The sequence below is a fragment of the Vibrio vulnificus CMCP6 genome, assembly GCF_000039765.1.
In the GTDB taxonomy this organism is placed as follows: domain Bacteria; phylum Pseudomonadota; class Gammaproteobacteria; order Enterobacterales; family Vibrionaceae; genus Vibrio; species Vibrio vulnificus_B.
In genome coordinates, this window is record NC_004460.2 from 1027936 (window position 1) to 1053720 (window position 25785).

Annotated in this window: 27 protein-coding genes; 17 read left to right on the forward strand and 10 right to left on the reverse strand. The window is 46.4% G+C overall.

Annotated features, from left to right (window positions below):
* Nucleotides 1–213: 213 nt before the first annotated feature.
* A complete protein-coding gene (locus VV1_RS19550) occupies nucleotides 214–927 on the reverse strand; it encodes a hypothetical protein (protein WP_011081859.1) in 714 nt (237 codons plus the stop codon).
* Between the two features lie 198 nt (nucleotides 928–1125).
* Here VV1_RS19550 and VV1_RS19555 point away from each other — a divergent pair, with 198 nt between their 5' ends.
* Nucleotides 1126–1470 carry a hypothetical protein gene (locus VV1_RS19555; RefSeq protein ID WP_011081860.1) on the forward strand — a complete coding sequence of 115 codons (345 nt, stop codon included), beginning with the start codon at nucleotides 1126–1128 and terminating at the stop codon, nucleotides 1468–1470.
* A gap of 31 nt (nucleotides 1471–1501) precedes the next feature.
* Here the strand turns inward: VV1_RS19555 and VV1_RS19560 are convergent, their stop codons facing one another.
* On the reverse strand, nucleotides 1502–2281 hold the full coding sequence (locus VV1_RS19560; protein ID WP_011081861.1) for an AraC family transcriptional regulator: 780 nt from the start codon (nucleotides 2279–2281) through the stop codon (nucleotides 1502–1504).
* A 95-nt stretch (nucleotides 2282–2376) separates the two neighbouring features.
* Here VV1_RS19560 and VV1_RS19565 point away from each other — a divergent pair, with 95 nt between their 5' ends.
* From VV1_RS19565 to VV1_RS19590, 6 genes are all read left to right on the forward strand, one after another.
* Nucleotides 2377–3534, forward strand: coding sequence for a multidrug effflux MFS transporter (locus tag VV1_RS19565; protein ID WP_011081862.1), 1158 nt, complete (start codon nucleotides 2377–2379; stop codon nucleotides 3532–3534).
* Between the two features lie 205 nt (nucleotides 3535–3739).
* Nucleotides 3740–4792 (forward strand): acyltransferase family protein, encoded by a 1053-nt coding sequence (locus tag VV1_RS19570; protein ID WP_011081863.1) that lies wholly within the window; start codon nucleotides 3740–3742, stop codon nucleotides 4790–4792.
* Nucleotides 4793–4948: 156 nt separating this feature from the next.
* A complete protein-coding gene (locus VV1_RS19575) occupies nucleotides 4949–5845 on the forward strand; it encodes a DMT family transporter (protein ID WP_011081864.1) in 897 nt (298 codons plus the stop codon).
* A gap of 91 nt (nucleotides 5846–5936) precedes the next feature.
* A complete protein-coding gene (locus VV1_RS19580) occupies nucleotides 5937–6467 on the forward strand; it encodes a DUF2799 domain-containing protein (RefSeq protein ID WP_011081865.1) in 531 nt (176 codons plus the stop codon).
* A gap of 157 nt (nucleotides 6468–6624) precedes the next feature.
* On the forward strand, nucleotides 6625–7272 hold the full coding sequence (locus tag VV1_RS19585; RefSeq protein WP_011081866.1) for a DUF2057 domain-containing protein: 648 nt from the start codon (nucleotides 6625–6627) through the stop codon (nucleotides 7270–7272).
* A 253-nt stretch (nucleotides 7273–7525) separates the two neighbouring features.
* Nucleotides 7526–8389: a DMT family transporter gene (locus VV1_RS19590; RefSeq protein ID WP_011081867.1), complete on the forward strand. Its 864-nt coding sequence runs from the start codon at nucleotides 7526–7528 to the stop codon at nucleotides 8387–8389.
* Here VV1_RS19590 and VV1_RS19595 read toward each other — a convergent pair.
* Nucleotides 8367–9146, reverse strand: a complete 780-nt coding sequence (locus VV1_RS19595; RefSeq protein ID WP_011081868.1) for a ferredoxin--NADP reductase — start codon at nucleotides 9144–9146, stop codon at nucleotides 8367–8369. The genes VV1_RS19590 and VV1_RS19595 overlap by 23 nt on opposite strands.
* A 194-nt stretch (nucleotides 9147–9340) precedes the next feature.
* Here VV1_RS19595 and VV1_RS19600 point away from each other — a divergent pair, with 194 nt between their 5' ends.
* Complete coding sequence (locus VV1_RS19600; RefSeq protein WP_011081869.1) at nucleotides 9341–9775, forward strand: acyl-CoA thioesterase; 435 nt, start codon at nucleotides 9341–9343, stop codon at nucleotides 9773–9775.
* Between the two features lie 255 nt (nucleotides 9776–10030).
* Entirely contained in the window at nucleotides 10031–10978 is a 948-nt protein-coding gene (locus tag VV1_RS19605) for a LysR family transcriptional regulator (protein WP_011081870.1), read from the forward strand.
* Here VV1_RS19605 and VV1_RS19610 read toward each other — a convergent pair.
* Nucleotides 10961–11251: a putative quinol monooxygenase gene (locus tag VV1_RS19610; protein WP_043921179.1), complete on the reverse strand. Its 291-nt coding sequence runs from the start codon at nucleotides 11249–11251 to the stop codon at nucleotides 10961–10963. The genes VV1_RS19605 and VV1_RS19610 overlap by 18 nt on opposite strands.
* 16 nt (nucleotides 11252–11267) lie before the next feature.
* Complete coding sequence (gene nfsB, locus VV1_RS19615) at nucleotides 11268–11921, reverse strand: oxygen-insensitive NAD(P)H nitroreductase (protein ID WP_011081872.1); 654 nt, start codon at nucleotides 11919–11921, stop codon at nucleotides 11268–11270.
* 264 nt (nucleotides 11922–12185) lie between these two features.
* Between nfsB and VV1_RS19620 the strand changes: the two genes are divergently transcribed.
* Both VV1_RS19620 and VV1_RS19625 read left to right on the forward strand, forming a co-directional pair.
* Nucleotides 12186–13484: an alpha/beta fold hydrolase gene (locus tag VV1_RS19620; RefSeq protein WP_011081873.1), complete on the forward strand. Its 1299-nt coding sequence runs from the start codon at nucleotides 12186–12188 to the stop codon at nucleotides 13482–13484.
* An 81-nt stretch (nucleotides 13485–13565) separates the two neighbouring features.
* A complete protein-coding gene (locus tag VV1_RS19625) occupies nucleotides 13566–14762 on the forward strand; it encodes a DEAD/DEAH box helicase (RefSeq protein WP_011081874.1) in 1197 nt (398 codons plus the stop codon).
* 46 nt (nucleotides 14763–14808) lie between these two features.
* Here the strand turns inward: VV1_RS19625 and VV1_RS19630 are convergent, their stop codons facing one another.
* Nucleotides 14809–15018 (reverse strand): hypothetical protein, encoded by a 210-nt coding sequence (locus VV1_RS19630; protein WP_011081875.1) that lies wholly within the window; start codon nucleotides 15016–15018, stop codon nucleotides 14809–14811.
* Nucleotides 15019–15092: 74 nt separating this feature from the next.
* Here VV1_RS19630 and VV1_RS19635 point away from each other — a divergent pair, with 74 nt between their 5' ends.
* Nucleotides 15093–15929: an alpha/beta fold hydrolase gene (locus VV1_RS19635; RefSeq protein ID WP_011081876.1), complete on the forward strand. Its 837-nt coding sequence runs from the start codon at nucleotides 15093–15095 to the stop codon at nucleotides 15927–15929.
* Nucleotides 15930–16028: 99 nt separating this feature from the next.
* Here VV1_RS19635 and VV1_RS19640 read toward each other — a convergent pair whose 3' ends face one another.
* Together VV1_RS19640 and VV1_RS19645 are read right to left on the reverse strand one after the other, a co-directional pair.
* Nucleotides 16029–16913 (reverse strand): hypothetical protein, encoded by an 885-nt coding sequence (locus VV1_RS19640; protein ID WP_011081877.1) that lies wholly within the window; start codon nucleotides 16911–16913, stop codon nucleotides 16029–16031.
* 552 nt (nucleotides 16914–17465) lie between these two features.
* Nucleotides 17466–18368, reverse strand: coding sequence for a transglutaminase-like domain-containing protein (locus VV1_RS19645; protein ID WP_011081878.1), 903 nt, complete (start codon nucleotides 18366–18368; stop codon nucleotides 17466–17468).
* 138 nt (nucleotides 18369–18506) lie between these two features.
* Between VV1_RS19645 and VV1_RS19650 the strand changes: the two genes are divergently transcribed.
* Nucleotides 18507–19043: a DUF924 family protein gene (locus VV1_RS19650; protein ID WP_011081879.1), complete on the forward strand. Its 537-nt coding sequence runs from the start codon at nucleotides 18507–18509 to the stop codon at nucleotides 19041–19043.
* 82 nt (nucleotides 19044–19125) lie between these two features.
* On the opposite strand, the gene VV1_RS19655 is transcribed toward VV1_RS19650, so the two are convergent.
* On the reverse strand, nucleotides 19126–20955 hold the full coding sequence (locus tag VV1_RS19655; RefSeq protein WP_011081880.1) for a M4 family metallopeptidase: 1830 nt from the start codon (nucleotides 20953–20955) through the stop codon (nucleotides 19126–19128).
* 348 nt (nucleotides 20956–21303) lie between these two features.
* Between VV1_RS19655 and VV1_RS19660 the strand changes: the two genes are divergently transcribed.
* From VV1_RS19660 to VV1_RS19675, 4 genes are all read left to right on the forward strand, one after another.
* A complete protein-coding gene (locus VV1_RS19660) occupies nucleotides 21304–22290 on the forward strand; it encodes a D-2-hydroxyacid dehydrogenase family protein (RefSeq protein WP_011081881.1) in 987 nt (328 codons plus the stop codon).
* Between the two features lie 46 nt (nucleotides 22291–22336).
* Nucleotides 22337–22642, forward strand: a complete 306-nt coding sequence (locus VV1_RS19665; protein WP_011152684.1) for a Rho-binding antiterminator — start codon at nucleotides 22337–22339, stop codon at nucleotides 22640–22642.
* Nucleotides 22643–22868: 226 nt separating this feature from the next.
* Nucleotides 22869–23525, forward strand: coding sequence for a Qnr family pentapeptide repeat protein (locus tag VV1_RS19670; RefSeq protein ID WP_011081883.1), 657 nt, complete (start codon nucleotides 22869–22871; stop codon nucleotides 23523–23525).
* Nucleotides 23526–23538: 13 nt separating this feature from the next.
* A complete protein-coding gene (locus VV1_RS19675) occupies nucleotides 23539–23871 on the forward strand; it encodes a cupin domain-containing protein (protein WP_011081884.1) in 333 nt (110 codons plus the stop codon).
* 124 nt (nucleotides 23872–23995) lie between these two features.
* On the opposite strand, the gene VV1_RS19680 is transcribed toward VV1_RS19675, so the two are convergent.
* Nucleotides 23996–25732: a methyl-accepting chemotaxis protein gene (locus VV1_RS19680; RefSeq protein WP_086016965.1), complete on the reverse strand. Its 1737-nt coding sequence runs from the start codon at nucleotides 25730–25732 to the stop codon at nucleotides 23996–23998.
* Nucleotides 25733–25785: the final 53 nt, after the last annotated feature.

Genomic DNA, 25785 nt, shown 5'->3' on the forward strand with positions numbered 1-25785 from the left:
CAAAGCTGGGCAAATCACGGCAAAGATAGGCAAAGACGAGAGAGATGAAATAAGCATATTAACATTAGCTAATAAACTCAAAGGGTTGTTTAGAAAAAACCACCGATCCACTCACCAAACGAACCATTCACATCATCCGAGATAAGGCGAGATAAGGGCAAACAAAAAAGGCCAGCGCATCACTGCACTGGCCTGAAAAGCGTTTCCGCTATATTAAAAAGCGCCTTCATAGGCGAAGAGTGACAGATTGTTACCGTCATCATATTGATAGCGGTAGACCAAAGCACTGTTGCTATTGAGCCTAAATCCAAGGTGGGCGTGAACATCCCAATCTCTTAATTTTTTGTTTGGCCCATTTTTCTCTCTCAATGTCCCAAAGCTGTGATTGTATTCTGGCTTCAAACCAAACCAGATATTGCGCTGGCTATCCACCACCATATCAAGATGTGCTCGCGCGTAGTACAAACTGCCGCTCATCTCTCGATGACGGAACTTATTGAGATCGCCACCCGGATAAAAACTCAAAATAGGACTGATGGGCATCTCATAGTAACTTCCTATTGAGAGTTCTTTTGCTCGGATATCACGGCCATCAAAATCAGAATCATTCAGATAGGCAACCAAGACACCTAATCCATCCCTTCTTTGCGCCTCAAAGCTGAAGTGATGGCGGTCAAAGTGGTGGTTGGTCACATAACCACTCAATAGGCTCCAATCGTGTTGCAGAGGGTGAGCATATTGCAATGCCAAATCAAACTCCCCGTCACCATAACCGAGTTGCATTCCAGTGTAATGCTGGTGTGGATTAACAAATACGCTGGTTGTAGAGCCCATCGCCATTGGAGATATCATCAACCCAGTGAGCAAAAGTTGGATGGTTTTGAGTGTCATATTGCTGTTCTCGTCATGCTGTTTAGAAACTCGCATGTTATGGGCCGTACGCCAAAAGAACGATGAATTACAGTAATTCAATTTTGTCGCCACCACAGCGGATATACTTAGGCTCTTTGTGCAAATTTGAATTTCTCAAATCCCTGTCACCACACATGGTTGTCATGCATAGTTCCTCTCACTTTTGAGCCCCAAGGCTCGCTCTAGCCATGACTGAAAACAATGAGAGGAAATATGGAGTTAACCATTTATTTGAACGATCGGCCTTATCGCGTTTGCGATATGGGTGATGGGGAATGCAAGGTGGTGGTGATTCATGCCTTCCACCTAGAATCGCTCTGCGACTGGTACCACCGAGAGTCACTCTCCAACACGCGCGTGATCATCGTGGATATTTCTCGCAGTTGGGCCAAGTCGTTGGATGAGCTCTCTTCAAACGATCAGGCACTGTTAGCCGCAGATTTGCACCTGCTTGCCGATGTTTACTGGCTCGATCACTTCCACATTGACACTGGCGCGCTGGATGAGCAGTTTACTCACCGCCTCAAGCAGGAATTTTATCCTCGGCAGATTCACTGAGCCATGGCAACGCCTAACGTGAATCTCTCGGTTAGGCGTGCGATTTTTGCGTCACAAATGCCAGCGGGGTCTGCCCCGTTTGCTTTTTGAAAAATGCGATAAACGCACTGTCTGAGGAAAAAGCCAGTTGGTGCGCCACTTCGCTGACGGGTAACGGTGTTGATAATAATTCGATCGCTTTCAACACCCGCCATTGTTGCCGCCATTCTTGGTACGACATGCCTGTATCTTGTTTAAACAAACGGGTAATGGTTTTGCTGCTGGCGCCCACTTGCTTCGCCAACTCGCCACAACTCGGCGCTAAGAAATCACTTCTTGCCAGTTGCTGACTCCATTTCTTCAGCCGGCGATCGGTGGGCAACGGCAGACGATAATCGTGTTGCTGCGCAGCAAAGAACTCTTCCCAAAACAGCGCTAGCGTATGCGTCATCTCTTGTTCATTTTTGTCCCAAGGCCAAAAAGCAATTCGCTCAATCAACGCACGCAGCAGTTCATTGACCTCAATCACCGTTACCTTGTCTGGGCTATTTATCTCAGAGCAATCAAAGTAGAGCGAACGATAGGCCACCACATTGGTCATCACCGCCTGATGTGCCACCCTAGGAGGGATCCACACCGCTTTGGTGGGCGGTAAGATGCAGATTGCCCCTTCTAAGGCAAAGCTCATGCAACCTTTTGGCGCATAAAGCAACTGACCTTTGTGGTGTTGGTGCATGCCAGAGTCGTGCTGTCCAACGTCTGCGGCAATGCCGATCACTCGGCCAGGCAGTCGATCGGCATTGAAGACGGTTAGATGATTAATGATGGCCATATGTCCGAATGTTGATATTTTTTGTTTTAATGTTATTAACTGGAAATTTTAGTCTCTCACTACACTAGGCACCAAGTTATTTTTGAGAGCAACTTATGAAACAACTACCTTCACTTTGGCTCATGGTGTTACTGCTGATGCTGCCGCAGGTTGTCGAAACCATTTATAGCCCAGCGCTCACCGCCATCTCTGCCTCTTTTGCCGTGCCTGAGTACATCGCAGCGCAAACCCTGTCTGTCTATTTTGCAGCTTTTGCCTTTGGCGTGGTGTGTTGGGGCATTTTATGTGATCGATGGGGGCGCCGACTAACCATGCTGCTTGGGCTGATTCTCTACGCTGGCGCATCACTACTGGCTATCGTGACCGACAGTTTTATTATGTTAATGATCGCAAGAATCCTCAGTGCCTTTGGCATTGCGGTTGGATCCATTGTCACCCAAACCATGCTGAGAGACGCTTTTCAAGGCGAAGAGCTTGCCAAAGTTTTCTCTCTGATGGGATTAGGTATCGCGATTAGCCCAGTGTTGGGCATGCTGCTTGGCGGACAACTCGTCTCCTTGGGGGGCTATCGCTCCGTGTTTATCGCCCTGTTTGTCGCAGCGATGGCCGTGGTCACGCTTGCCTTCGCACGACTTCCTGAAACTCAACAAAAGCGAACTTCGACCGCACTGCTGCCACTGGCAACAAAAATGGTCAAAGACGGCGAGATTTGGGCCGCCGCCCTACTGGTTGCACTGTATAACATCGCGTTGTTTGCCTATTACCAACTCGGTGGATTTGTGCTTGTTCAACTGGGCTATAGCGCTCGTGAGTTTGGCTATAGTGGCCTTGCGCTGGGGCTCGCAACGTTCTGTGCCAGCTATATCAATAAACGCTTGCTCGCGAGAAAAGTGTCTCAAACCACATTGTTGCGCCTTGCTGCCACATTGTTCGTGTTTGGTTCACTTGGGGTGTTTCTCTGTTTGAGCTCGATTTGGTTCTTACTGCCGATGATGGGCGTCGTCATGGCCTTTGGCATCGCCATTCCGAATATTCTTAGTGGGGCTTTGCTTCACTACCGAGAGCATGCTGGCAGTGCTGGAGCACTATTTGGGCTGATGTACTATCTGTTGATTGGCTTTGGCCTTGCGCTCGCCGCTCGCGTACAGCACTTAGGAGTCGTATTAGTGGGTTGTAGTTTACTCATACTTTGCGTCATGCATCAGTCTAAACACCGCACTGACAGAGCAGTAACCATGAATAATAATGAGTAAAAACATCAGAAAATAATACTCAAGCTAGCGCAAAGCATGAAAAAATCATCAAAAGCGCTAGCTTTCTTATTGAATAGAAAACTTTCATCTCTTCGATAACATTACAAGATCAAATCGACAAGGATAAAAAAAACATCATCAAGCATGAACTACACACATATCTAACAATTAATATGTCTACAGACAAATAAAAATGAGATAGGTTATGTTCATTCAATCGATACACAACTTTAGAGCCATCGCCATTTTAATGGTGGTTATGGTTCATGTATACGCTTATGGATTAGAAAATACTCCATTTTATACGAGTGTTTTTAAGAACATTCTCAGCGGTTGTACTGCCTTGCTGGTTTTCATATCAGGATATATGTTTCATCATGTATTTTACAAGAACTTTAATTATTCAAAATTCATAAGCTCTAAATTTAGCAAAGTTGTCACACCCTATTTATTTTTGTCCACCATGGCTATATCCATGTTGTATGCAATGAAAGGGGGGTATTTTAGCTCAACCGCAGATTATGGAGATATTGCATTTTTCAACGCAGATGATTCTGATCCCGTCACCATTTTAAAATACTACTTAACAGGCAGAATGATTACGGCTTATTGGTATATTCCTTGCGCTATCTTACTCTTCCTTTGCGCTCCACTACATGTAAAGTTTATTCATGCGGCCAGAAACCACCAGCTCATAACAATCGCTCTATTGTCAATATTATCCATTGTGGTTCATCGCTCCTATGAAAACATTAACCCAATACAGATGTTTATTTACTTCACACCGATATATCTACTGGGTATTTATGTTTCATTACACGGTAATCCGCAAAAAGATCGTTCGAAAACAAAAGCGTTTATGTTTACTCTATTGGCACTATTGATTGCCATTTATCAATCTTACACAGGTCATCAAGGGAACTATACAAAGGAAATATTTGAATTTAATGGTATTGATTTTATGTTTATTCAAAAATTCTTCCTTTGTTTGTCTGTTTATTATATTACCAATATATATGTATTTAACAATCGAATCATGAATACCATTGCTAATACCAGTTTTGCGATATTCTTCATTCATCCGTGGATTATCACCACACTAAAAAGATTGCCTTTCTATGGTGAGCAATCTTTGTATAACCCAATTTACTATTTCATGACCTTTGCGTTAGTGATCACAATTAGCACTTGCTCAGCTGTAATGCTAAAAAAATTGTTAAAGCCAAGAATAAAAACAAAATATATTATTGGTTACTAAAGTTTTATCTTTCGCCATCATTCCATACTCTTCACAGAGATTGATACTCTTCCTCTGTGGAGTGACCTTTTTCCCTCGCTAGCTTAATTATTCCATTCGCGTATACTTCTCTCGTTTACACAAAAACTACAATATCAACACAAAGAAAATACACTTATGTCTGCTGCTAGCTTTTTTCGTCTCGTCTGCCTTGCTGCTATTTGGGGAAGTTCATTCCTATTTATGCGCATCGCAGCTCACAGTTTTGGTCCTGCGTATCTCATTGAGCTTCGTGTGTTGTTTGCTGCCATCAGTTTACTGCTGGTCTCCCTCTACCTGCGCAAACACATCCGTGCGTTGCTCAGTCATCCAAAACACTTTTTTATCATTGGCCTGTTCAATACGGCATTGCCTTTTCTGTGCTTTGCCTACGCAGCGCAAACCTTGAATGCCTCTACGCTAGCGGTACTCAACTCGACCGCGGCAATTTGGGGCACTGTGATTGGTTTTTTCTGGCATAAAACCCCCATTTCCACCAAAGGGGTGATCGGCTTGATGTTAGGGGTGACAGGGGTGGTGGTGCTCGTGGGTTGGGATGCCATCAATCTTGGTCAGCAAGCCGCACTGCCTATCACTGCTGGCGTCATGGCCGCATGTTGCTACGGCATAGCAACAAACTACACCAAAGGAGCGCCACAAGTGCCGGCCTTCGCCAATGCACATGGCAGTATGTGGGCTGCCGTGCTGATTGTGTTGCCTTTGCTGCCTTTTGTTCCGATGAATGCGATGCCAACCTCGATTGAGTGGCTCTCAGTCTTTGCACTTGGCATTTTGTGCACGGGCATTGCTTACTTGATGTATTTCCGTCTGATCAGTGAAATAGGCCCAGCGTCGGCCTTGTCTGTGACTTTTTTGATCCCGGTATTTGGCATCCTCTGGGGATATTTAATCCTCAATGAACCTATTGGTATCAATACCTTAGCTGGCACTATTTTGGTTTTGAGTGGCACCATGATGGTGACGGGCTTTTCGCTACGCTCTGCGCTTTCATCTCCGCAAGCAAAACAATCATAGTTTTGTATGGTTTTGTCATGAATTATTGAAATTAAACAGCGTTCAATTAGGATTAAGGCCCTGTTCCTTGTTCCTTTTTTGAGCTGTTGAAATGAAAAAAACGTTATTGCTATTCCTCCTTCCTTTTGTTCTGACTGCCTGCTCTTCGATGAGCCCTGAAGAATGTCGTAGCGCCAATTGGCAACAAATTGGCTATTTAGATGGGCAAAATGGCGTCAATCCCACGGTGATCAGTGACTATGTAAAAGATTGTCGTGATGCGGGTGTTTACCCAGATCAAGAGATGTGGCAGCGTGGCTTTGAGCAAGGCACCGTACTCTACTGCTCAGCAGATAACGGCTACCGCGTCGGTAAGCAAGGCCGCGAATACTACGGCGTGTGCAACAACGAACGTTTTCTCGAAAACTATCAGAAAGGTTATCAAGATTATCTGGTTCAAAAGCGACTCAATGAGATCAACAAAGAAATCAGCGATATTGATACACAACTGCGAATGCTCAAAAACGATAACGAAAACAAACAGCAGAGAAAAACGCTGGAAAGTCGACGTAAAGAGCTCATTCGCGAACGTACATCACTGATTGTGCCAACGCGTTCTTACAATCTGAAGTTTTCGTTTTGAGCATAACGGGCTCAAGCGCGAAACATTAGGTTGATTGTGCTGCACGAGATGAAAGTTTGATGAATTTTTCAAACTTCTTACATACAGACGTTGCAATGCCTCGTTGAACTGGGCACTCTCAAGCAGAAGCAACCTCTCGTATTCTGGAATAATAAATATGAATATCATCAAACCGTTAACATGCATTTTGGCAATGAGTATCAGCGGCTTGGCAACTGCTGCTGTTACCCTACATGTACCAGATGACGTCACTCTGTTTGTCGCCAACGGGCAAAAAGCCAAGCTCTCTGGCAGCCTATTTGCCTCTTCAAAAACCATTGAATTGCCAAATGGTGAAAACCAAATCGTCTTTCAATACGAACCCTACTTCAGCCAAGGTAATGATCGTATTGGCGTCGAGAGTAACGTGATCATCGCGAAATTTTCAGCCAACGATACCGACCTCAACTTCGAGCTGCCAAAGTATCGTGATCACCGTGTTGCAGAGCAGGAAATCAAACAAATGCAGTGGCAGTTGGTCGATGAACAAGGCGCAGCTGTGACCAAATCTGAAGACAAACTGGTGAAATCCGGCATGCAGATTGGCCGAGACTACGCGCGTGAAGCAGCAGATTACAACCAAACTGGCGGTATCGCGGCAATCGGTACAGCGGTGTCAGTGGCCACAATTAAGACTGAGCCAGTGGCAAACGTCGAAACCAAAGTGAAGGCGGGAGATAACACCGCAGAAGAGATGCTGCACTTCTGGTATGACAAAGCCGATGAGGCCACCAAAGCGCGTTTCAAAGCCTACATCAATCAATAACCCGCAAAATGGCTTAAGCAAGTAGGAGGTGTTCATCACCTCCTCTTCTCACCTAACCTTGCCATCCATGCACAACCACTCTACCCTCTCTCCCGATCTTTTTAGCCCTTCGTTGCTCGCCGTTGATTTCGAACGACCAATACCTAAGCTTCTTCCATCAGCATTGTTTTTATTTGCTCTTTACTGAAAGCTCAGCACCACCACTTCGGTCTTATCCAAACTAAAATAGAAAAAACAACCAAATGAGAGAACGATGTCTGCATTCCCATTAACGGCCATCGCGATGATCGCGTTTGCCGCAAACTCGGTTTTTTGTCGTTTAGCACTGGCAGAACAAAGCATTGATCCGGGTAGCTTTACTTTCATTCGCTTGTTGTCAGGCGCGGTCACTTTACTGGTTATCTTATCGTTTAGCCAAGCTGGTCAAATGCGCCAACTGTTGAGCAAATCAACCTTTTTAAGCCGAACAAGTGTGCTGGCTGGTGTCGCGTTGTTTGGTTACGCCGTTGCCTTTTCCTATGCGTACGTCGGGCTCACTACCGGTACTGGTGCATTGATTCTGTTTGCGGTTGTGCAATTCAGCCTCATCGCCTTCCACCTGTTTTCTGGCCATCGCCCTTCTAAATTGGAATGGGGAGGCGTCGCTCTATCCATCAGTGGGTTTATCGTTTTAATGTCGCCTTCGGCACAAACACCCAATGCGATAGATGCGTTTATGATGGCGATAGCTGGGGTTTGCTGGGCGATTTTTACCTTATTGGGCAAACAGGCACAATCGCCCACACAAGCCATCGCTCAAGGCTTTAGCTTTGCATCCTTACTGGCACTGCTGTGTGGGTTTTGGCTACTAAATGCCTCATCCGTATCCGTCAATGGCATTGTTTGGGCTATGCTTTCTGGTGTGTTGGCGTCTGGGATTGGTTATGTGGTGTGGTACATGGCAGTGAAATCGTTATCGGTGCTGCAAGCGTCCATTGCACAACTCTCTGTCCCTGTGATTGCGATGGCTGCTGGGGTGATTTGGTTAAATGAGCCGCTGACTATCGTGAGCACTGTTGCCAGCGCACTCGTGCTTGGCGGCATTGCACTGATTTTTACCAGTAACGCTCAAAAATAATGTTTCCCCCTGTTTGACGACGGTATTTTTCCAAACCCAAGTTTTGCAGCGCCGCAGAGGTGTCTTTAATCATTTCAGGATTACCACACAACATGGCAAAACTGGTTTTGGCTGACATCTCCATGCCAAGGTGATGGAACAGTATCCCAGAAGAGAGCAATGCCGGAATTCGACCATGTAGCGTGTTCGGTACTTGCTCTCTCGACACGATGGGCACGTAAACTAAACGGCCACCATACAGCTCTTTCAACTGCTCAATCAGATAGCGATAGACAAGATCTTTTTCATATCGTACGCAATGAACCAAGATGATGCGATCACAACGAGGTTGATGGGTAATGTCATCGAGGAGCGAAAGAAAAGGACCAATGCCAGTCCCTGTGGCAAAAAGCCAGAGGTCTTCGGTGGTTTTGGGAATGATGTCGGAAGTGAGATCACCATGAGCGCTTTTGCCCACGTAAATCTCATCCCCAGTTTTGAGCGATTGCAATTTCGGTGTGAGTTTTCCTTGCGGGTGAGAGACGATCAAAAACTCCAACCAATCATTCAGCACCGAAGGGGCATTGACCAGAGAATAGGCACGGCTCACCATTTGGCCTTGCTCATCCAGCAAAGCTAGCTTGGTAAATTGACCCGCTTTAAAATCCAAATGCGTACCAGTAACACGTAGGCTAAAAAGCTCCCCCGTCCAATCGGTGCGCTTTTCTACCACGGCCTTCGCAAAATCTCGATGTTCAGTGATTTTCAGTTCAGCCATATCTACCTCTCACTCTGACACGGTTATGCAAAAAGTAACCGCCACATCTCTTTAAGTAAAGTGGAAACACCACAACAAACAACAATTTTTAATCATTTTATTTACAAAACGTTAAATGCATCATTACACACTCTATTAATAAAATTTAGAATAAAGACTCAAAACAGCTATCAAGGTCACGGAATCACAACGATATGGAATTACTACTGCAAGATTTTCCGGTTGTTACCGAAATCAACGTCGCTTGGGGGGAAATGGATGCCCTACAACACATCAATAACGTGGTGTATTTTCGCTATTTCGAAACAGCACGGATTGAATATTTCAATAAAATCAATCTAATGGATGAAATTAAGCGCAATCAGATTGGTCCGGTACTCAGCGAAACCCAGTGCCGATATCGTATTCCGGTGACGTTTCCGGATACGCTATTGATCGGTTCTCGCGTCAGTGAGGTAGGGGAAGACCGTTTCACCATGGAGTATCAAGTGGTCAGCAAAAAGATGGGTAAAGTCACCACCACAGGCAGTGCAACCGTCGTCATGTTCGATTTTAAAAACCAATGCAAAACACAGCTACCCACCGTGTTGCGCGATGCCATTTTCAGTATCGAAGCTAAAAAGTCATAACGCTTACAATGACTTACAGACAAACCATCAATGGTTTCGCTACACTTCTTTTCAAGCGGTTTGTTACCCAGCCGTTTTGATGACGAAAACGCATTAACGCCCGTTGCCCCAATAGAGTGGCAGCAAACAGAAGCCACGCTTGAACGGCGGGCAATGATGCTCTCTTCTTTTGTATGCCTCTTCTCGATTGGATGAGGCATTTTTTTTATCAATACGCTATAGTCGTACCCCATTATTCGCCGTTCACTTCGATGCATGAAAGCGCTCAACGATCTCAATATTTTTGTGGAAACCGCTCGACAAGGTAGCTTCTCGCAGGCCGCCAATAGTCTTGATCTCACTCCAGCTGCGGTCAGTGCCGCCATCAAAAGACTAGAAGAGCAAGTCGGTTTTCCCTTGTTTGTTCGTTCAACACGAAGCTTGCGCTTAACCAGTGACGGCGCGTTGTTTCTGCAAAAAACCACCGCGGCATTGAGTTTACTCCAAGACGGCCTAGACGAAATCAACAGCGCGCGAGGCGAGTTGGCCGGGCAACTCTACATCACCGCTCCTTCGGATTTTGGTCGCAATATGCTGCTGGAGTGGATTGACGAATTCATCGAACAACACCCTCGAGTGACCATCAAACTCGACCTTTCCGATAGCCTGACCGATATGTACTCCAAACCTGTCGATCTGGCGATTCGCTATGGAGAACCCGCAGACTCCAATCTGGTTGCCATCCCTCTTTGTCGTTCCAATGAGCGCATTTTGTGCGCCTCTCCCGATTATTTAGCCAGTCAGCCCCCCATCTTGCATCCGAGTGATTTACTGCAACACAACTGCCTGTGCTATATGGTGTCTGGGGCGATTTACAACAAATGGACATTGCATTTCGAAGGGCAAAGTGAGCATGTTCTGGTCAGTGGCAATCCAACCACCAATGACAGTGAAGTCGTGCATCGACAGGCATTGAAAGGCAAAGGGGTCGCCAACAAATCGCTGATGGACGTCAGCCAAGATATTTTGGAAGGTAAATTGGTACGCATTTTACCAGAATGGGATGGCGGCTCGGTGCCGATCTACATGATGTGCACGGATCGCCGAGCGCTCACGCCGTTAATGCGGCAGTTTCAGGAATTCGTCCAACAAAAATGCTGCCAGCAGCGCAAGGCAGTACTGGCAGCCATTGAACTCTGCGACTATTCAGGCGACGAAGGTTAATGGGCGAAGGTGCAAGTATTCCAGTAATTCTTCCTCTTCAATACGGTCTTTAAACCGTTGAAAATGCTCACTGGCGATGTGTCTATCTAGGCTCTGCTGTGAGCACCAAATTTCTTGCATTAAAAACAGCCCCTCAATTTGGTTGTCCGCAAACAGCTCATACTGGCAGCAGCCTTGTTCCTGACGCGTGGGTTCCAAGAGCGATTGCAGCAAACCGCGTACCTCGTCAACACGATCCGCATGCGCTTTTATTTCAGCAATTAAATGGATCATCATGCGTTACCCATCGTTAGATTTCGGTAAAAACAGTCTCTGCTGACCAACGTGATTTTGGCAGCTTAGCATTAAAATCGTCTTCGCTATGGTAACCCAGCGGCACAATCACCACGCTGGTAAAGCCCTTCTCACGCAGACCAAACTCCTCATCAAGCACCTTGGCATCGAAGCCTTCAATTGGCACCGCGTCGATCTCCATCGCAGAAGCACCCAATAGCAGCGTCCCCACATTGAGGTAAACTTGCTTTTCCATCCAGTGATGCGCGTCTTTCAAGTCAAAGCGGTGCATGTTGACGAAAAATGAACGACCAGCGTGCATGCCATTTTTTGCTTCGACATCGGCAAAGCGGCCATCTTTGTCTTCGCTTTCCAAAAGGTCGAGTAGGTACGCTTCATCAATCGCCGTTTTGGCGCAGAACACCACAACGTGAGAAGCATCCAAAATCTTGCGCTCATTGAAAGCAAAACCACCTTGTGTTGCTTTGGCGATGCGCGCTTTTCCCTCTTCACTGCTCGCGACAATAAAATGCCAAGGTTGCGAGTTGACACTGGACGCACTCATGCGGATTAACTCTTTCACTGCCGCGACTTTCTCTTCAGGCAATTTGCGCGAAGCATCAAAGGCTTTGGTGGAGTAGCGGGATTGGGCAGCTTGAACAATAGTCATATTTTTCTCCGATAAAATAGCGGTAATAGGTTAAGACTCAATGTTGTTGCGAGTACTGTAAGCGTTTGAAGCACAGTGAAAAACCATCAAGCAGTGAATTCTTTTTCAAATTTTTTTTGAAAATACGTCAAGCCACAGACTCCGTAAGCAAGTCGAAGCTGACACACATCAGGCATCGAGCACGATTAAACTGGGCAGCGATTTCCGTTATACTCCCGCCACTATGACTGTTGTCAGTCAGGACACTCTACAAGGAAAGAAACCATGCCCTCGCTCCCTCATTACGTCCATCAAGGATTAAAATTTGTCCCTCATTTTTTTACCGTTCCGCTTGATTATGATGATCCGTCCAAAGGTACCATTGAGATCTTCGCGCGAGAAGTGAATCAACATGGCGACAATGCAGCAAACAAACCTTGGCTGGTCTATTTTCAGGGCGGTCCTGGTTTTCCTGCGGGGAGGCCGATGGGCAATAGTGGCTGGATAAAACGAGCACTGCAGCAATACCGCGTCTTGTTGCTTGATCAGCGTGGGACAGGAAACAGTAGCGTCATCAGCCACCAGACTCTTGCTCATCTCACGCCTGAGCAGCAATCGGACTACCTCAGCCTGTTTCGCGCCGACAATATCGTGCGTGATGCGGAGTTTATTCGCCTGCAGTTTGGCGTCGATAAATGGGCAATTCTCGGCCAGAGTTTTGGTGGTTTTTGCTCCCTGACCTATCTTTCCCTGTATCCAGATAGCTTGCTGCAAAGTTATATCACTGGTGGTGTGCCTTCTCTCTCTCGTCATCCCGATGAGGTTTATCAGGCGACGTTCAAGCGTACGATGGACAAAAACCAAGCCTTTTTCGCGCAATTTCCCCAAGCTCAAGCACTATGCCAGCGCATTGCAGATCATCTGCTGGAAAACGACGAGTATCTGCCAAACGGACAGCGTTTTACGGTTGAACAGTTTCAACAGCTTGGCATTCATTTCGGCATGAGTGACACCTTCCTTTCAACCTATTACTTGTTGGAAAACGCCTTTATCGAGCTCAATGGTCAAACCGTGCTGCGCTACGAATTTTTGCATCAAATGCTGCAGCAGCAATCTTTCCACACCAACCCGATTTACGCCCTATTACACGAATCCATTTATTGCCAAGGCTTTGCTTCTCAATGGAGTGCACATCGCGTGCGCCAATCACTTGAAGCGTTTAATTATCAAAAAGGCAAAGCGTTTTATTTCACTGGCGAAATGGTGTTTCCTTGGATGTTTGAACAATACGCGACCCTACAGCCTCTCAAACAAGCGGCTGAATTGTTAGCGGCAAAAGTGGATTGGACGCCACTCTATGACGCAGAGCAACTGGCGCAAAACCGCGTCCCTGTGAGTTGTGCGGTCTACGCGGACGATATGTTTGTTGAAATGGATTTTAGCCGTGAAACCTTGGCCTTAATACCGAACGCCAAAGCCTGGATCACCAATGAGTATGAACACAACGGCCTGCGTGCGGATGGAGAACGTATTCTTGATGTGCTGATCGCCATGGGTGAACAAACCTTGGCGAATCAGCATTGATTGTAAACAGCGTTTTGACTTGTACTATGCTAGAATGCAGCCCTTTGCATTCTAGCTACCTTTATTCGTTTGAGATTAACTATGTCCTTTACTCAACTCGGCTTGTGTGCGTCGCTCACTGACGCCATTGATACACTTGGCTACCCAAAACCCACTCGCATTCAAACCCAAGCCATTCCTGTCATTCTAGAAGGCCGAGATTTGATTGCGGCGGCGCAAACGGGGACAGGTAAAACCGCCAGTTTTGTTCTGCCAATGCTTGAGAAATTGCGTCATGGTCAAACACAAAAGAAAAAGCGTATCCGCGCCCTTATTTTGGTTCCAACACGCGAACTGGCGATCCAAGTCGACGAAAAAATCAAACAGTATGGGCAAAACCTAGCGCTTCGCTCATTGGCCATGTTCGGTGGCGTTGACGAAAAAGCGCAAAAACAAGCCTTAATTGAAGGTTTAGATATTCTTGTCGCCACGCCAGGACGACTGCTGGATATGTACGGTCAACGCGCCGTCTATTTCGAAGAAATCGAGATGTTAGTGCTTGATGAAGCCGATCGCATGCTCGACATGGGCTTTATTGATGACATCAATAAGATCCTCGATCGTTTGCCTGAAAACATTCAGCATTTGCTGTTCTCTGCCACCCTCTCGAATAAAGTGCGTGATCTGGCCAAAAGCGCCATTCACAATCCGTTCGAGATCAGCATTGCCGCGAAGCAAGCGTCTAAATCTAACATAGAGCAATGGATCATCACCGTAGACAAAGACCAAAAATCGGCCTTGCTCAGTCACTTGATCAAAGAAAATCAGTGGGATCAAACCTTGATTTTTATTGAGACCAAACATGGTGCCGCCAAGCTGGTCTCTCAGTTGGAAAAACGAGGCATCGTGGCCGAAGCCTTTCACAGTGGCCGCAGCCAAGCGGTGCGAGAGCAACTGCTGGAAGATTTTAAAGCGGGAAAAATCAAATACTTGGTGTCAACGGGCGTGGCTGCTCGTGGTATCGATATTGAAGCACTACCACGCGTGGTGAACTACGACTTGCCTTTCCCTGCCGATGAATATGTCCACCGAATTGGCCGTACGGGTCGTGCCAATGCCAAGGGTGAAGCGATTTCATTGGTTTCAAAGGATAACTTCAAAAACCTATGCATGATTGAGAGTCGTCTCGGACACCTGCTTGAGCGCCGAGAAGTGGAAGGATTTACCCCGAAGAAAGCCGTGCCAATTTCAATTTTGAATTATGTGCCAAAACACAAAAGAAATAACCAGCCTGAATAATTTAAATGTAAAAAAGCCAGCGAAAGCTGGCTTTTTTATTGTTAAATTACATATTAATATGATGACGTTCTAATTCGTAAACCCCTTCAAAAGAGGTCAATTTAATTTCTATATTGGCACCAAAATACTGAAGCTTAATTAAGGGTTCTTCTTCTTTCGTTACTTTTTTTCCAAGAGTTTCTAGCACTTCAGCCATAAAGTCTTTAACAGGCTGTTCAGCCTGAGAAAGATATTGTTCCAAATCTTCGTTTTTCATTGTAGCACCTAACCCAAACTTCTCATTCTTATCATCATTTATATTGTGTACTTCTTTAATAAAAGGAGAACACTATGGATATCCATAAAATAGTCCTGAACGGCAATCACTATCGCTACGCGGCCTATCGCCATCAAGAAAGTGACCAATTTGCCGTATTCTTGCTTGGCGCTTTGCAAGACATTGAAAGCGTGCAGCAATTTTCCCTTGCGTTTGCTAGCCACTTAAATGTTTTCACCATTGAAGTCCCAGGAACCGGTCGTACCGCTCCGCTGGATTCCACTATATCGATTCGCCAGCAAGCCTTGATGCTCAAAGAGTTACTCGACCATCTTGGCGTGAATCGAGCCCATGTCATGGGCTTTTCGTATGCCACCGCTGTGGCTGTGGAGCTTGTCGATATCTGGCCAAATGTGCTGAGCCTTTCTATCTGTGGCGGTGTCCCCGGCATCCCCTCTTCAGGGCGTCTCGCCACCAAACAGATGATCGCCGCCGCGATGCACAGCCCGAACCATTTTGCGCAGAGTTTTACGCACTCTCTGACCATTCAACATCCGGATATTCCACGTAACAAGGCGATTATTCGCGCCACCGAACGAGAAATATCTAAAATGCACCAAGAACGCATTGACGTATTTTTTGAAAACTCCGTCAGGCTATTAGTTCATACCCCAACTAATGTTAAAAACATCAATATTCCCTGCACGATTTGCGTGGGTGAATATGATCCCTACGTTACTAAAGAGGTCGCCTATGAATTTGCATCCGTACTTAAAAATAGCCATTTTGTGGTGATCAAAAATGCGGACCATCTTGTTCACTTACAACACCCAGAAACGGTCGCAGCTATTATGATCGCACAAGCCGCTTCGGCAATTTCCTTAAAGAGAACTCTGGCCAATTTAATCTAATTACAGTGGCTATTTTCAATTCTCAGTGATTTATAATCAACTCAAGTCACTGTGTAATTTGAGTTGGTTATTTTCACTCAGTCGATACAGATCACAGTTCTATGTGTACACTTTTGATAAATGACTCAATATTTCGATAGCGCTCTTTTTCTTGGCTCCACGCAGCTTGCTCATGGCCTCGACAATCAGCATATCGCGAACGTGCTGCACTTGGCGCAGTTGATGGAACTCTGGGAACTGACGCATCTCGCTAGTAAAGTTAACGTGTGAGCTTAAGTGGAAACCGAGCTTAACTCGAAAGCCGATAGCAACGGGAAAATCACGAATTTTGTTTACATCTTCTAGGATATGATACTGATATTCCGACAACCCAAGCACTCGAGAAATGGTTTCGACCGGAATATTGTACTCCTCTCGAAAACGTTTTACGGTGATGGCAACCGAGCGGTAGTAATCAATGGCAAAGGCGTGAATATCTAAGACAGGCGGGGGTAATAAGTCATTATAGTTGGCCAATAACGAGCATTGGGATTCCAGATCCGCTTTAAAGGCGAGAAACTCTTGCCGTGTGGCTTCGTCCATTAAATTCGCCACCAACTCTAAATAGAGATTGAACTGATCACTGGGCAAACGGCCGATACACAGCAACGCTTCGATGGCTTTGTCATCCATGCCACGATACTGTTCTTTCATTTTCAGGCCATAATAAAACGTCGTCATGGGGACCATCATCACCCACGTCAGTGCCGCGACGACGTGAATGGGTCGCATTGATGGGTAACTTTGCTGCATGTAGCGCTTGAGCGTAGAGCCATTGATACCAGAAAAGCGACTTTCCAGTTGTTCAAATGAGACCCCTTGAGCACGCCTAACATAGGACATCGATACGGCCATGTCGGTATCGATGCTTTTTAGTAGCATGTCCATTTTTTCGATTTCTTGATCAGAAACCGCTACGTTGACCCGCTCAGCTCCGTTTTTCATCGCTCTGTCTACAACTCATCCAACAGTCATTCACCTGACACTGTTTCTTATTGGTTTGGCCAGAGGAAGAAACAGAACAAAAGCTCTAATATCAATACGATACAACCGAATCTCGTTTAAAACGATGTTGAGCAGTTGTAACAATTTATGAATTTAGATTTGGTGAGAGACCATATCAAATGTCTGGATTATGATCCAGTCTCTGCTGTTTTCTTCACCAACAATTTGATTTTCATCTTATTATTGAACGCCATACCAAATATTTAGGCATTAAAAATCAAAGCTTTATTCCAAAAACACATAGAGTATACCAATTGGTAACTGGCGTTATCGCGGCCATAGACTGGCCACGAATCTGAACTGTATGGAAAGATAAATATACGTTTTTACTCAATAAATATTACGGATTCCTCAAAGGTAGCAATGACGAGACAGTTTGACTTTTCGTTGTTTCAAACACCGCTCACGTTAGCTCTATACTCTAACCTGACCTTGCTGGACCATCGGTTAAAGCCACTGCCTGCCTCCATGGCTAGATACGTCTGATCGTTCTCAGTAGAGCTCTTCACTGGCTCGGTCAAACAGCTGGGCTATCGTTGGTGCTTGGCTCCAACACCATTGCTCGGGCAGACATATCGCTTGATGATGTTGCGTGTAATCGCTGGCCATCTCACTATCCGAGTTGGCACTCATCCGCGCCAGCTCATCCAACAACTGCCATTCGCTTTCCGACGCAATAGGATGCATCGGTTGTTCTATCATCCCCCAACCGCAGTCCCAAGCCAGTAGTTCCATTGATGTCAGCGCAAATAAATCGCGCACCAGGTTGGCTTTCAGATAGGGCGTGCCACGAAGCTGCATAATGCCACATCGCTTTGCTACCACTTTGCCTTCTCGAACGGCCAGCCACATCTCACCAGCCGTCAGGAAAATGCCATCGGGTAGATCAAGTGGGTCAAAGTCGAACTTCAAGACTTGCTGGTGAATGTCATCTAGCTGTGGGTCAACCTTAATCCATCGTTGCTGCTGGGTATGCCAATACTCGCAAATCCAATGATCTTCCCATTTTCCTCGGCGTAGATAGCAAGCAAAACCGCATCTCAACCGCGCAGGAATACCATGATGACGCAGCAAACTGCACAGTAGCAGTGAGAAATCCCGGCAGATACCAATCACTCGTTTGGCTTGCGGTTTATCACCTAATACCCATCCTTCAGTACGCTTGGCTAACTCTGCCAAGATCTCTTGCGCCGTTCTCAGTTGCATCTCACTAAACCGCTCGCTGAATGGCTTGGAGACGCCATATTTTTCAAGCCAGTAGGCATGAATCAGGTTATGCTGAACCAAACGAACCATTGCGGCAATATCGTCTGGTATCGGATGTTCTGTATTGAGAAATTGGCCGGGGTGGGTAAAAAAGCTTTGTTGCGTGTATTTCGCCAACTGTGTTTCCATAACGTCCCTGTTACGTTTTTCTTTTAGTATATGGGACTTGTTGCGCTAACACGTGACGGTTCTTGCGGTCTCCCTCGCAGCAAAAATACCAACTATTTACAGTTCGCTTTTTAAACAGAAATTATTAAGGAGAGAGTCATGTACAGTGAGGTTCTGACATTTTGGTTTGAACAGCTACAACCGAAAGATTGGTTTTCTGGCGGTGACGATACCGATCGCATGATCACTGATAAGTTTCGCTCGCTGTTAATGCAAGCGGCACAGTGTGAATTGGTAGAATGGCGGCAACATCCTCAAGGACGGTTGGCAGAGATCATCGTGCTCGATCAATTTTCTCGAAATGTTTTCCGTGGCACGCCACAAGCCTTCGCTCAAGATCCGCTGGCGCTGGCTCTCGCTCAGGAAGCCGTAGCCCTCGGAGCCGATGGCGAACTGTCACTCCAAGAGAAAAGCTTTCTCTACATGCCATACATGCACAGTGAATCGCCGTTCATCCATCAAGAAGCGGTGCGCTTATTTGCACAACCTGGGCTGGAGCACAACTACGATTTCGAGCTGCGCCACAAAGCCATTATCGATCAGTTTGGCCGCTACCCTCACCGCAATGCCATTTTAGGCCGCGAGAGCACTCCGGAAGAGGTGGAATTTCTCAAACAGCCGGGTTCAGGATTCTAGCAACCGTATCTAACTAAGAACGGTAACGAAAACAGAGGCACACGACGGTGCCTCCTCTCATATCGGTATCTCTAACGTCAGATCAATATTGTAGCTTTAACGTCACACCGTTGTAGTTGCTGTAGCCTTTTATCATCACGTGATAAGTGGTCCCCGGCGCCGCACTGACGGAACAACTTTCGTTGTTGCCGTAACGATAAGGGCGGCAATCCCAAGAACTTGTGGTCGGTTTGCTGCCCGCTTTGAGATACAAATCGGCATCGCCACTGCCGCCAGAAATGGACACGATTGCCGTCGCATTACGATCGACCGTAAAGGTATAGAAGACTTCCGAACCTTTATTGCCCGTTAAGTTGCTCACTGGCGTGTTGTTTTTCAACACATTACCACTTGGCGGTGTGACACCACAGCTGGCATTCACGCCCACTTGGTTAAACGCCTCGGCAACATCATTGCTGTTATAACCCATGTCTTGAGCCGCTTTGACCACGCCGCAGGCTCCCGCATCAAACGTACTGTTTGCCGTCCAATACAGTTGGTTGGCTAAGGTAAAAATCTCAAAACCCTTACGCACATTCCAACCAGTTTTATTGGCTAACAGATAAAACGCGCGGTTGTACACGCCACTGGAGTGATGCACATTGAGGCCATCATAGTATTGAGACGCGTGATCGATGGAGCGGCCATCTTTTGAGGGTTGGTCGAAGTAGCGTAAACCGCCATTCGACTTGAAGATGTCTGCGCCAACGATCCAGTCAACACTGCCTTTCATGTAAAACTCTGCCGCTTCACCCGCAATATCAGAGAAGGCTTCATTCATGCCTCCCGACATATTGCTGTATATCAGACCTGAGTTTTGCTCAGTAAAGCCATGGCTTACTTCATGGGCACTGACGTTAATATCCACCAACGGATAGAAGGTAGACGCACCATCGCCAAACGTCATCGCAGAGCCATCCCAAAACGCATTTTCATAATTGCTGCTGTAGTGGACACGCATCGTCAGCTTGAACGTCAATGGTGCGGTGTTCATCCAATCTTTGTACATGTCGTACACCACTTTGCCGAAGTAGTGTGCATCGTTCAGAGGCGAATACGCGCCGTTGACCGCTTTGTGATCGTTATAATTGCTGGCTCCTGGACAACTGTAACTGTACGCTGTTGAGCCCGAAGTTCGGTTTTGTAAATCGACCGTTTTCACCACGCTGTTTTCCATCGTACAAGTCGTTCCGACTTTATCGATGACAAAGCTTGGGTAATCAGTACCAAACTCATAACGGCCCGTTTTACTGTTGCCTCCAGGTCCAGTACCGCCTGCTTGCGCATGATTTAAGCCATCCCACACCTGCAATATCTCGCCACTGTTGGCGTCTATGAACATAAAGGGGCGAGAAGGCTCTTCTTCCGCGACAAAGAAACTCACCAAATAGACCAATTGAGCTTTGTTGTTTGCGTCTAAACGCACCATCAGTTGTGCGGTTTCGTTCTCGGTGTTGAGCGCTTTAGCATTGGCATGCTGCGCTTGGTGGCGCAGCTTCCCGAGGGCGATGGCTTGTTGCTGATCAAGATTAACCGACACAGAAGGCAGATCGGCTGCCAAACCTTGTGCCATGGTGCCATGCACATTGCTCAACCCTGAGCGTCCTTCTGTCGCGACAACGGCGGTATCAAACACAGGCAGGCCCAAATAGGTTTGCTGATATCGAACTTTGGTTTTGCCATTCGGCAGTTGAATCGTTTTAACCGCCTCGAAGCCATTTTCGACTGGCGCGAGACTACGAGCTTGAACGGATAAAGCCTGTTCCAATACGGCACTATCGGAGACGGACACCATTTCTGCAGCGGTGACTGGAAGAGAACACATGACTGCGGCAATCATAAGACCGAGACGATGACGTTGGTTGTGTTTCATTATCGATTTCCTGTTGATGTTGTATTTTATCTCTTCGGGTTCCTCCCGAAGGCTCGCAGACACTGCGAGCTCAACAACCATGGTTCAGAAAATAACCACCAGCCAACTTCACCAAAAAAATGTTTTTACGCCCTGTATAGAAACTCTGACGCAATGTTATACAAAGAATCCATCTCACTGCGATTTCGTTTCAAATTTAATTTTATAAATCATAGCGATAAACACTAGTAATAAAATTGTGCTTTTTCTTTTTTACGCAGATTTATCAATAAGATAAATGGGACAGTCATCTCAGAAATAAAGTTACAAATTTGATTTATTAATGTTACATGCATGTAGGAAATAACTATGAAAATCGCCATTCTCGACGACTACCAAGATCAAGTTCGTCAGCTTGAGTGCTTTGCCGCACTCGCTCCCTTTGAGGTAACCGTGTTTCACCACACTGAAACTGATGAGGCCATCCTCGCCAGCGCGCTAACTGAATTTGATGCCTTGGTGTTGATCCGTGAGCGCACAGCCATCACCGCTTCCCTCTTAGCGAAGCTGCCAAACTTAAAACTCATTAGCCAAACAGGGAAAATCAGTAATCATTTGGATCTTCACGCGTGCAATCATGCCAACGTTGCGGTGGCAGAAGGCGTGGGCTCGCCAATTGCTCCGTCAGAGCTTTGCTGGGCACTGATCATGGCTGCAAGCCGAGAGATAGTCAGCTACGCGCAGCAGTTGCAGCAAGGTGAATGGCAACAAAATCAAACGCACCGTTTAGGTCGAACGCTGCATGGTCAAACCATCGGCATTTGGGGATATGGCAAAATCGGCCAACGTATCGCGGGCTATGCCAAAGCCTTTGGTCTTCAAGTGATGGTTTGGGGCAGTGAGTCCTCACGTCGCCAAGCGCAAGAGGATGGCTTTCTCGCCGCTGACAGCAAAGAAGCGTTTTTCCAACAGTGTGATATTGTCTCTCTGCATTTGCGGCTCAACGCGGCAACACACGCCATTGTCAAAGCTTCCGATTTGGCCGCGATGAAACCGGGCAGTTTGTTTGTTAACATCAGCCGAGCCGAGTTAGTGGAAGCGGGTGCTCTGTTTCAAGAGATGCAGCTCCGCTCAGACAAGTTCGCGGCCATCGACGTCTATCATCATGAACCCGCGACAATGGCGCAAGAACCGATTCTGACCTTGCCCAACGTATTGTGCACGCCGCACATCGGCTACGTAGAACAAAACAGTTATGAACTATACTTCCGCTATGCGTTCGACAATATTGTGGCGTTTGCTCATGGCCAAGCGCAAAATATCGTCAATCCAGAAGTGTTGTCCCGCACGGAGTGACGTTACCACTAACGTCTGTTGGCCATGTGTAAGGTCTGTTGGCCATATGGCAGACAGAGCTCGATCACCTGCAAGCACAGACCAACCCTTTAGAGGAAACTCAATGATCAGTTGCAATCAATATGACTATTTGGAAATCGCTTGTCTCTACCGTATCGGGGTTTGCCTCACGTTAAAAGACGGCAGCGAGATCTCTGGCGTGCCAGTCAACACTGGTTTTAATGAACATAAGCAGGAGTGCTTGGAAGTCGAGACGGGAGGAGATGCACTGTGGGTACCGACCGACATGATTTTAACCATGCAAGCGCTAACAGAAAATCCTCATTTTACTAAGATTGAGTTTGAGCAATAGCGGTCATTGATGTCACTTTGAAATTCGCCCTCTTACGCACGAGGAGCAACAAAACTTTTTTCTAGACCCGCCCATAGAAAAACAAAAAAACAAAGGGGTTAGAGTCGCTTCTAGACCCCTTATTTTGGCGATTTAAGCCACTTGTAAGTCTTTGTTTTTAAACAAGCTATTTTTGTGGATTTTCAATAACTTAAGATGATAGCCTTGGCTCAACTAAGGAGTTGATATGAAGTACCAAGGGCAACACTTCCATCGCGAAGATTTCTCAAACCAAGATTTGCAGCAAGCCATTTTTGACCACTGCCATTTCATTGAGTGCAACTTTGATCGAGCCGATCTCACCGACAGCCAGTTTATCCATTGTCGTTTTATCGAAGCGTCATCCATAGAAGGATGCAGTTTCCGCTACACCAAACTGCGAGAGGCCAGTTTTAAGCACTGTATGATGGCAATGGCTCAATTTACTGGCGCAGACTGTTTCGGCATTGAGTTTCGCGAATGCGATTTAAAGGGCTCCAATTTCAGCCAAGCCAACTTCTCGAATCGCATTAGTCATAAAGCCTATTTTTGCTCCGCCTACATCACTGGCTGCAACTTGAATTACAGTAATTTTGAACGCGCCATGTTAGAAAAGTGTGATCTGTTTGAAAATCGCTGGCGAGGCGCCAATCTTTCGGGTGCCAGTCTCAAAGGCTCTGATTTATCACGAGGCGAATTTTCCCCAGAGCAATGGGGCAGCTTCATTGTTGAAGAGTGTGACTTAACCCATATCGAACTCGATGGGCTGGATGTTCGCCGCGTGTCACTGCACGGTGCGAAGATATGTGACTGGCAACAAGCTCAGCTGTTGGAGTCGTTTGGCCTGATTGTGGTACCTGGCTGATTATCCCTTGACAATGAAGGAGCAACCGATGATACAAAATCTCTTCGACAACTTACCGAGCTCGTTAGACCAAGAACAATTTGATGACATACTCAAGCTGGATAATGTGCGTATTGAACGCATTGTGTCCCACGGACATCATTCCCCAGAAACCGGCTGGTATGATCAAGAGGAACATGAATGGGTCGTGATTTTACAAGGTGAAGGGGAGATTGAGTTCGAAGCTGGGAATATCGTGCACTTAACCAAAGGGGAGCATCTTTTTATTCCGGCCCATCAAAAACACAAAGTTCGCTGGACAACGCCCAGCGAACAAACCATTTGGTTGGCGGTGTTTTTTTCATAAACGGGCTTTCTTATAAACGGGCTTTCTTATAAACGGGCTTTCTCATAAACAGAATGCCTCCACGAACAGCCCCCTTTTGCCAGCTCGGTTCACTCGCCGCACCACTGGCAAAAGGGGGATTCGGTTAGGTACGAATATGTTTAATAACACCGTTGAGATCGTCAACGTTACGTTGCAGATCGACGACAATTGGACCAAGTTGATTGATCGCCTCGTTCATTTCTGAAGAGAGGTTTTTGATATTGGCCAAGTTACTGGAGATTTCATCACTGACCGCCAATTGCTCTTCGGTTGCTGCGGCAATCGACGTGTTCAGTTTATGAATTTCAACCGCAGAACCTTGAATGGTGCCTAAGGCCTCGTTAGCAACCCCCATATTGGATCGCGTTGATTGCATCTTATCGGCACTGCTTTGAATGGTCGACGTTGACTGTTTCGCTTTCTCTTGCAATGTCATGATGATGCTTTCAATCTCACCGGTGGAATCTTGAGTACGTTGTGCCAATGAACGCACTTCATCTGCCACCACCGCAAAACCACGGCCTTGTTCCCCTGCCCGCGCCGCTTCTATCGCCGCATTCAGTGCCAGTAAGTTGGTTTGTTCGGCAATCGCTTTGATCACATCCAACACATTACCGACGTTATTGGACTCTTCCGCCAATTGCTGGATGATCTGCGAGGTGTTGGTGAACTCCCCTTCAAGCACCGAGAATTCTCGCGTGGTTTTATCAAAGACCGACTTACTGGTGGAAGCCTCTTTTTCTGCACTGCCCGCATACTGCTCAGCCATGTTGGTGCTTTGTGCCACATTCGAAAGTGCCGCTGTCATCTCTTCCATCGCGGTAGCCGCCATCTCCATCTCTTGGTTCTGCTGACCCGCCATAGAAATGTTTCTATGCGTAATGCTTTGAATCGCTTCAGAAATGTTGGAAATGGTGTCGTTCACCTGATTGATCTTATTGATGGTTTTCGCATAGCTGATCAACACTTTGTTAATGGTGGTGCCGATAACGCCAAGCTCGTTATTGCTCTTGTCATCCACACGTAAAGTTAGATCCGAATTGACGTCGACTTCTTTTAAAATATTGGCCATTTGGTCGATGGGTTTTACCACTTTGCGGTTAACCAACACATAACCGATGATCGCAATGACAAACACCACAATCAGCGATACATTGCCGATCATCACGGTCGTCGTGACATCATGCGCTGCTGCATCAAATTGACGATTGGTTCGCGCTTCTAGCTCTTTAAAGAACTCATCAATCGGCGCCATGATTTTGGCTTTTTCTTGGTGATATTCTTTACTGTGTAAGAGTTTCGCCGCCATTGCCATATCTGGCTCTGCTCGACGAGTGTAGTTGCCAGAACTATCCGGATAGAGCCCCTTCACCGCATTCATCGCTTTGACTTCCATATTCACCAAAGCATCGGAATTTTGTTGGGCTTGTTTAAGAAGTTGAAACTCAGATTGGGTGAAGCCCAGATTTTCCATCATTTTTTGTAGTGAGATTCTTGCACCATCGGCTTTGGGTTTTTGCCCATAGTTCAACACCAAATCCCAGTAGATGGTGTGATAGTTTTGCGGTCTCGGTTTGTCACCATTTCGAATGGCAAGGATGTCCATGTACATTTTTTCGTAGGTTTCATCACCTGTCAGCACATAAGTACGCCCTAAACGTGTCAAATCGTCAGAGCTTTGGCGTAGCTCATCTGCCGCTTGATACGATTGATAACGGACCTGCGACATCTGATTCACTTTTTGCAGTAATCCGTTGAGCTGCAACACCGTTACCACACTGATTACGATGCCAAGGCCAATGACCCCAAACACCAGTTTCATCGTGCTATTGATATTCATACTGTTCATTCCTTGTTAATTTAACTTTGCCAACTACGTTGTTGTTATAGGGA

Bases quoted from the DNA above. Each gene is read 5' to 3' on its own strand.
- VV1_RS19665 (WP_011152684.1), top strand. From the start codon at position 22,337: ATGGCAGACAGAGCTCGATCACCTGCAAGCACAGACCAACCCTTTAGA.
- VV1_RS19605 (WP_011081870.1), top strand. From the start codon at position 10,031: ATGAAAGCGCTCAACGATCTCAATATTTTTGTGGAAACCGCTCGACAA.
- VV1_RS19600 (WP_011081869.1), top strand. From the start codon at position 9,341: ATGGAATTACTACTGCAAGATTTTCCGGTTGTTACCGAAATCAACGTC.
- VV1_RS19590 (WP_011081867.1), top strand. From the start codon at position 7,526: ATGTCTGCATTCCCATTAACGGCCATCGCGATGATCGCGTTTGCCGCA.
- VV1_RS19595 (WP_011081868.1), bottom strand. From the start codon at position 9,146: ATGGCTGAACTGAAAATCACTGAACATCGAGATTTTGCGAAGGCCGTG.
- VV1_RS19555 (WP_011081860.1), top strand. From the start codon at position 1,126: ATGGAGTTAACCATTTATTTGAACGATCGGCCTTATCGCGTTTGCGAT.
- VV1_RS19625 (WP_011081874.1), top strand. From the start codon at position 13,566: ATGTCCTTTACTCAACTCGGCTTGTGTGCGTCGCTCACTGACGCCATT.
- VV1_RS19675 (WP_011081884.1), top strand. From the start codon at position 23,539: ATGAAGGAGCAACCGATGATACAAAATCTCTTCGACAACTTACCGAGC.
- VV1_RS19660 (WP_011081881.1), top strand. From the start codon at position 21,304: ATGAAAATCGCCATTCTCGACGACTACCAAGATCAAGTTCGTCAGCTT.
- VV1_RS19650 (WP_011081879.1), top strand. From the start codon at position 18,507: ATGTACAGTGAGGTTCTGACATTTTGGTTTGAACAGCTACAACCGAAA.
- VV1_RS19575 (WP_011081864.1), top strand. From the start codon at position 4,949: ATGTCTGCTGCTAGCTTTTTTCGTCTCGTCTGCCTTGCTGCTATTTGG.
- VV1_RS19620 (WP_011081873.1), top strand. From the start codon at position 12,186: ATGCCCTCGCTCCCTCATTACGTCCATCAAGGATTAAAATTTGTCCCT.
- VV1_RS19680 (WP_086016965.1), bottom strand. From the start codon at position 25,732: ATGAATATCAATAGCACGATGAAACTGGTGTTTGGGGTCATTGGCCTT.
- VV1_RS19655 (WP_011081880.1), bottom strand. From the start codon at position 20,955: ATGAAACACAACCAACGTCATCGTCTCGGTCTTATGATTGCCGCAGTC.
- VV1_RS19580 (WP_011081865.1), top strand. From the start codon at position 5,937: ATGAAAAAAACGTTATTGCTATTCCTCCTTCCTTTTGTTCTGACTGCC.
- VV1_RS19635 (WP_011081876.1), top strand. From the start codon at position 15,093: ATGGATATCCATAAAATAGTCCTGAACGGCAATCACTATCGCTACGCG.
- nfsB (WP_011081872.1), bottom strand. From the start codon at position 11,921: ATGACTATTGTTCAAGCTGCCCAATCCCGCTACTCCACCAAAGCCTTT.
- VV1_RS19585 (WP_011081866.1), top strand. From the start codon at position 6,625: ATGAATATCATCAAACCGTTAACATGCATTTTGGCAATGAGTATCAGC.
- VV1_RS19550 (WP_011081859.1), bottom strand. From the start codon at position 927: ATGCGAGTTTCTAAACAGCATGACGAGAACAGCAATATGACACTCAAA.
- VV1_RS19630 (WP_011081875.1), bottom strand. From the start codon at position 15,018: ATGAAAAACGAAGATTTGGAACAATATCTTTCTCAGGCTGAACAGCCT.
- VV1_RS19645 (WP_011081878.1), bottom strand. From the start codon at position 18,368: ATGGAAACACAGTTGGCGAAATACACGCAACAAAGCTTTTTTACCCAC.
- VV1_RS19640 (WP_011081877.1), bottom strand. From the start codon at position 16,913: ATGAAAAACGGAGCTGAGCGGGTCAACGTAGCGGTTTCTGATCAAGAA.
- VV1_RS19670 (WP_011081883.1), top strand. From the start codon at position 22,869: ATGAAGTACCAAGGGCAACACTTCCATCGCGAAGATTTCTCAAACCAA.
- VV1_RS19610 (WP_043921179.1), bottom strand. From the start codon at position 11,251: ATGATCCATTTAATTGCTGAAATAAAAGCGCATGCGGATCGTGTTGAC.
- VV1_RS19570 (WP_011081863.1), top strand. From the start codon at position 3,740: ATGTTCATTCAATCGATACACAACTTTAGAGCCATCGCCATTTTAATG.
- VV1_RS19565 (WP_011081862.1), top strand. From the start codon at position 2,377: ATGAAACAACTACCTTCACTTTGGCTCATGGTGTTACTGCTGATGCTG.
- VV1_RS19560 (WP_011081861.1), bottom strand. From the start codon at position 2,281: ATGGCCATCATTAATCATCTAACCGTCTTCAATGCCGATCGACTGCCT.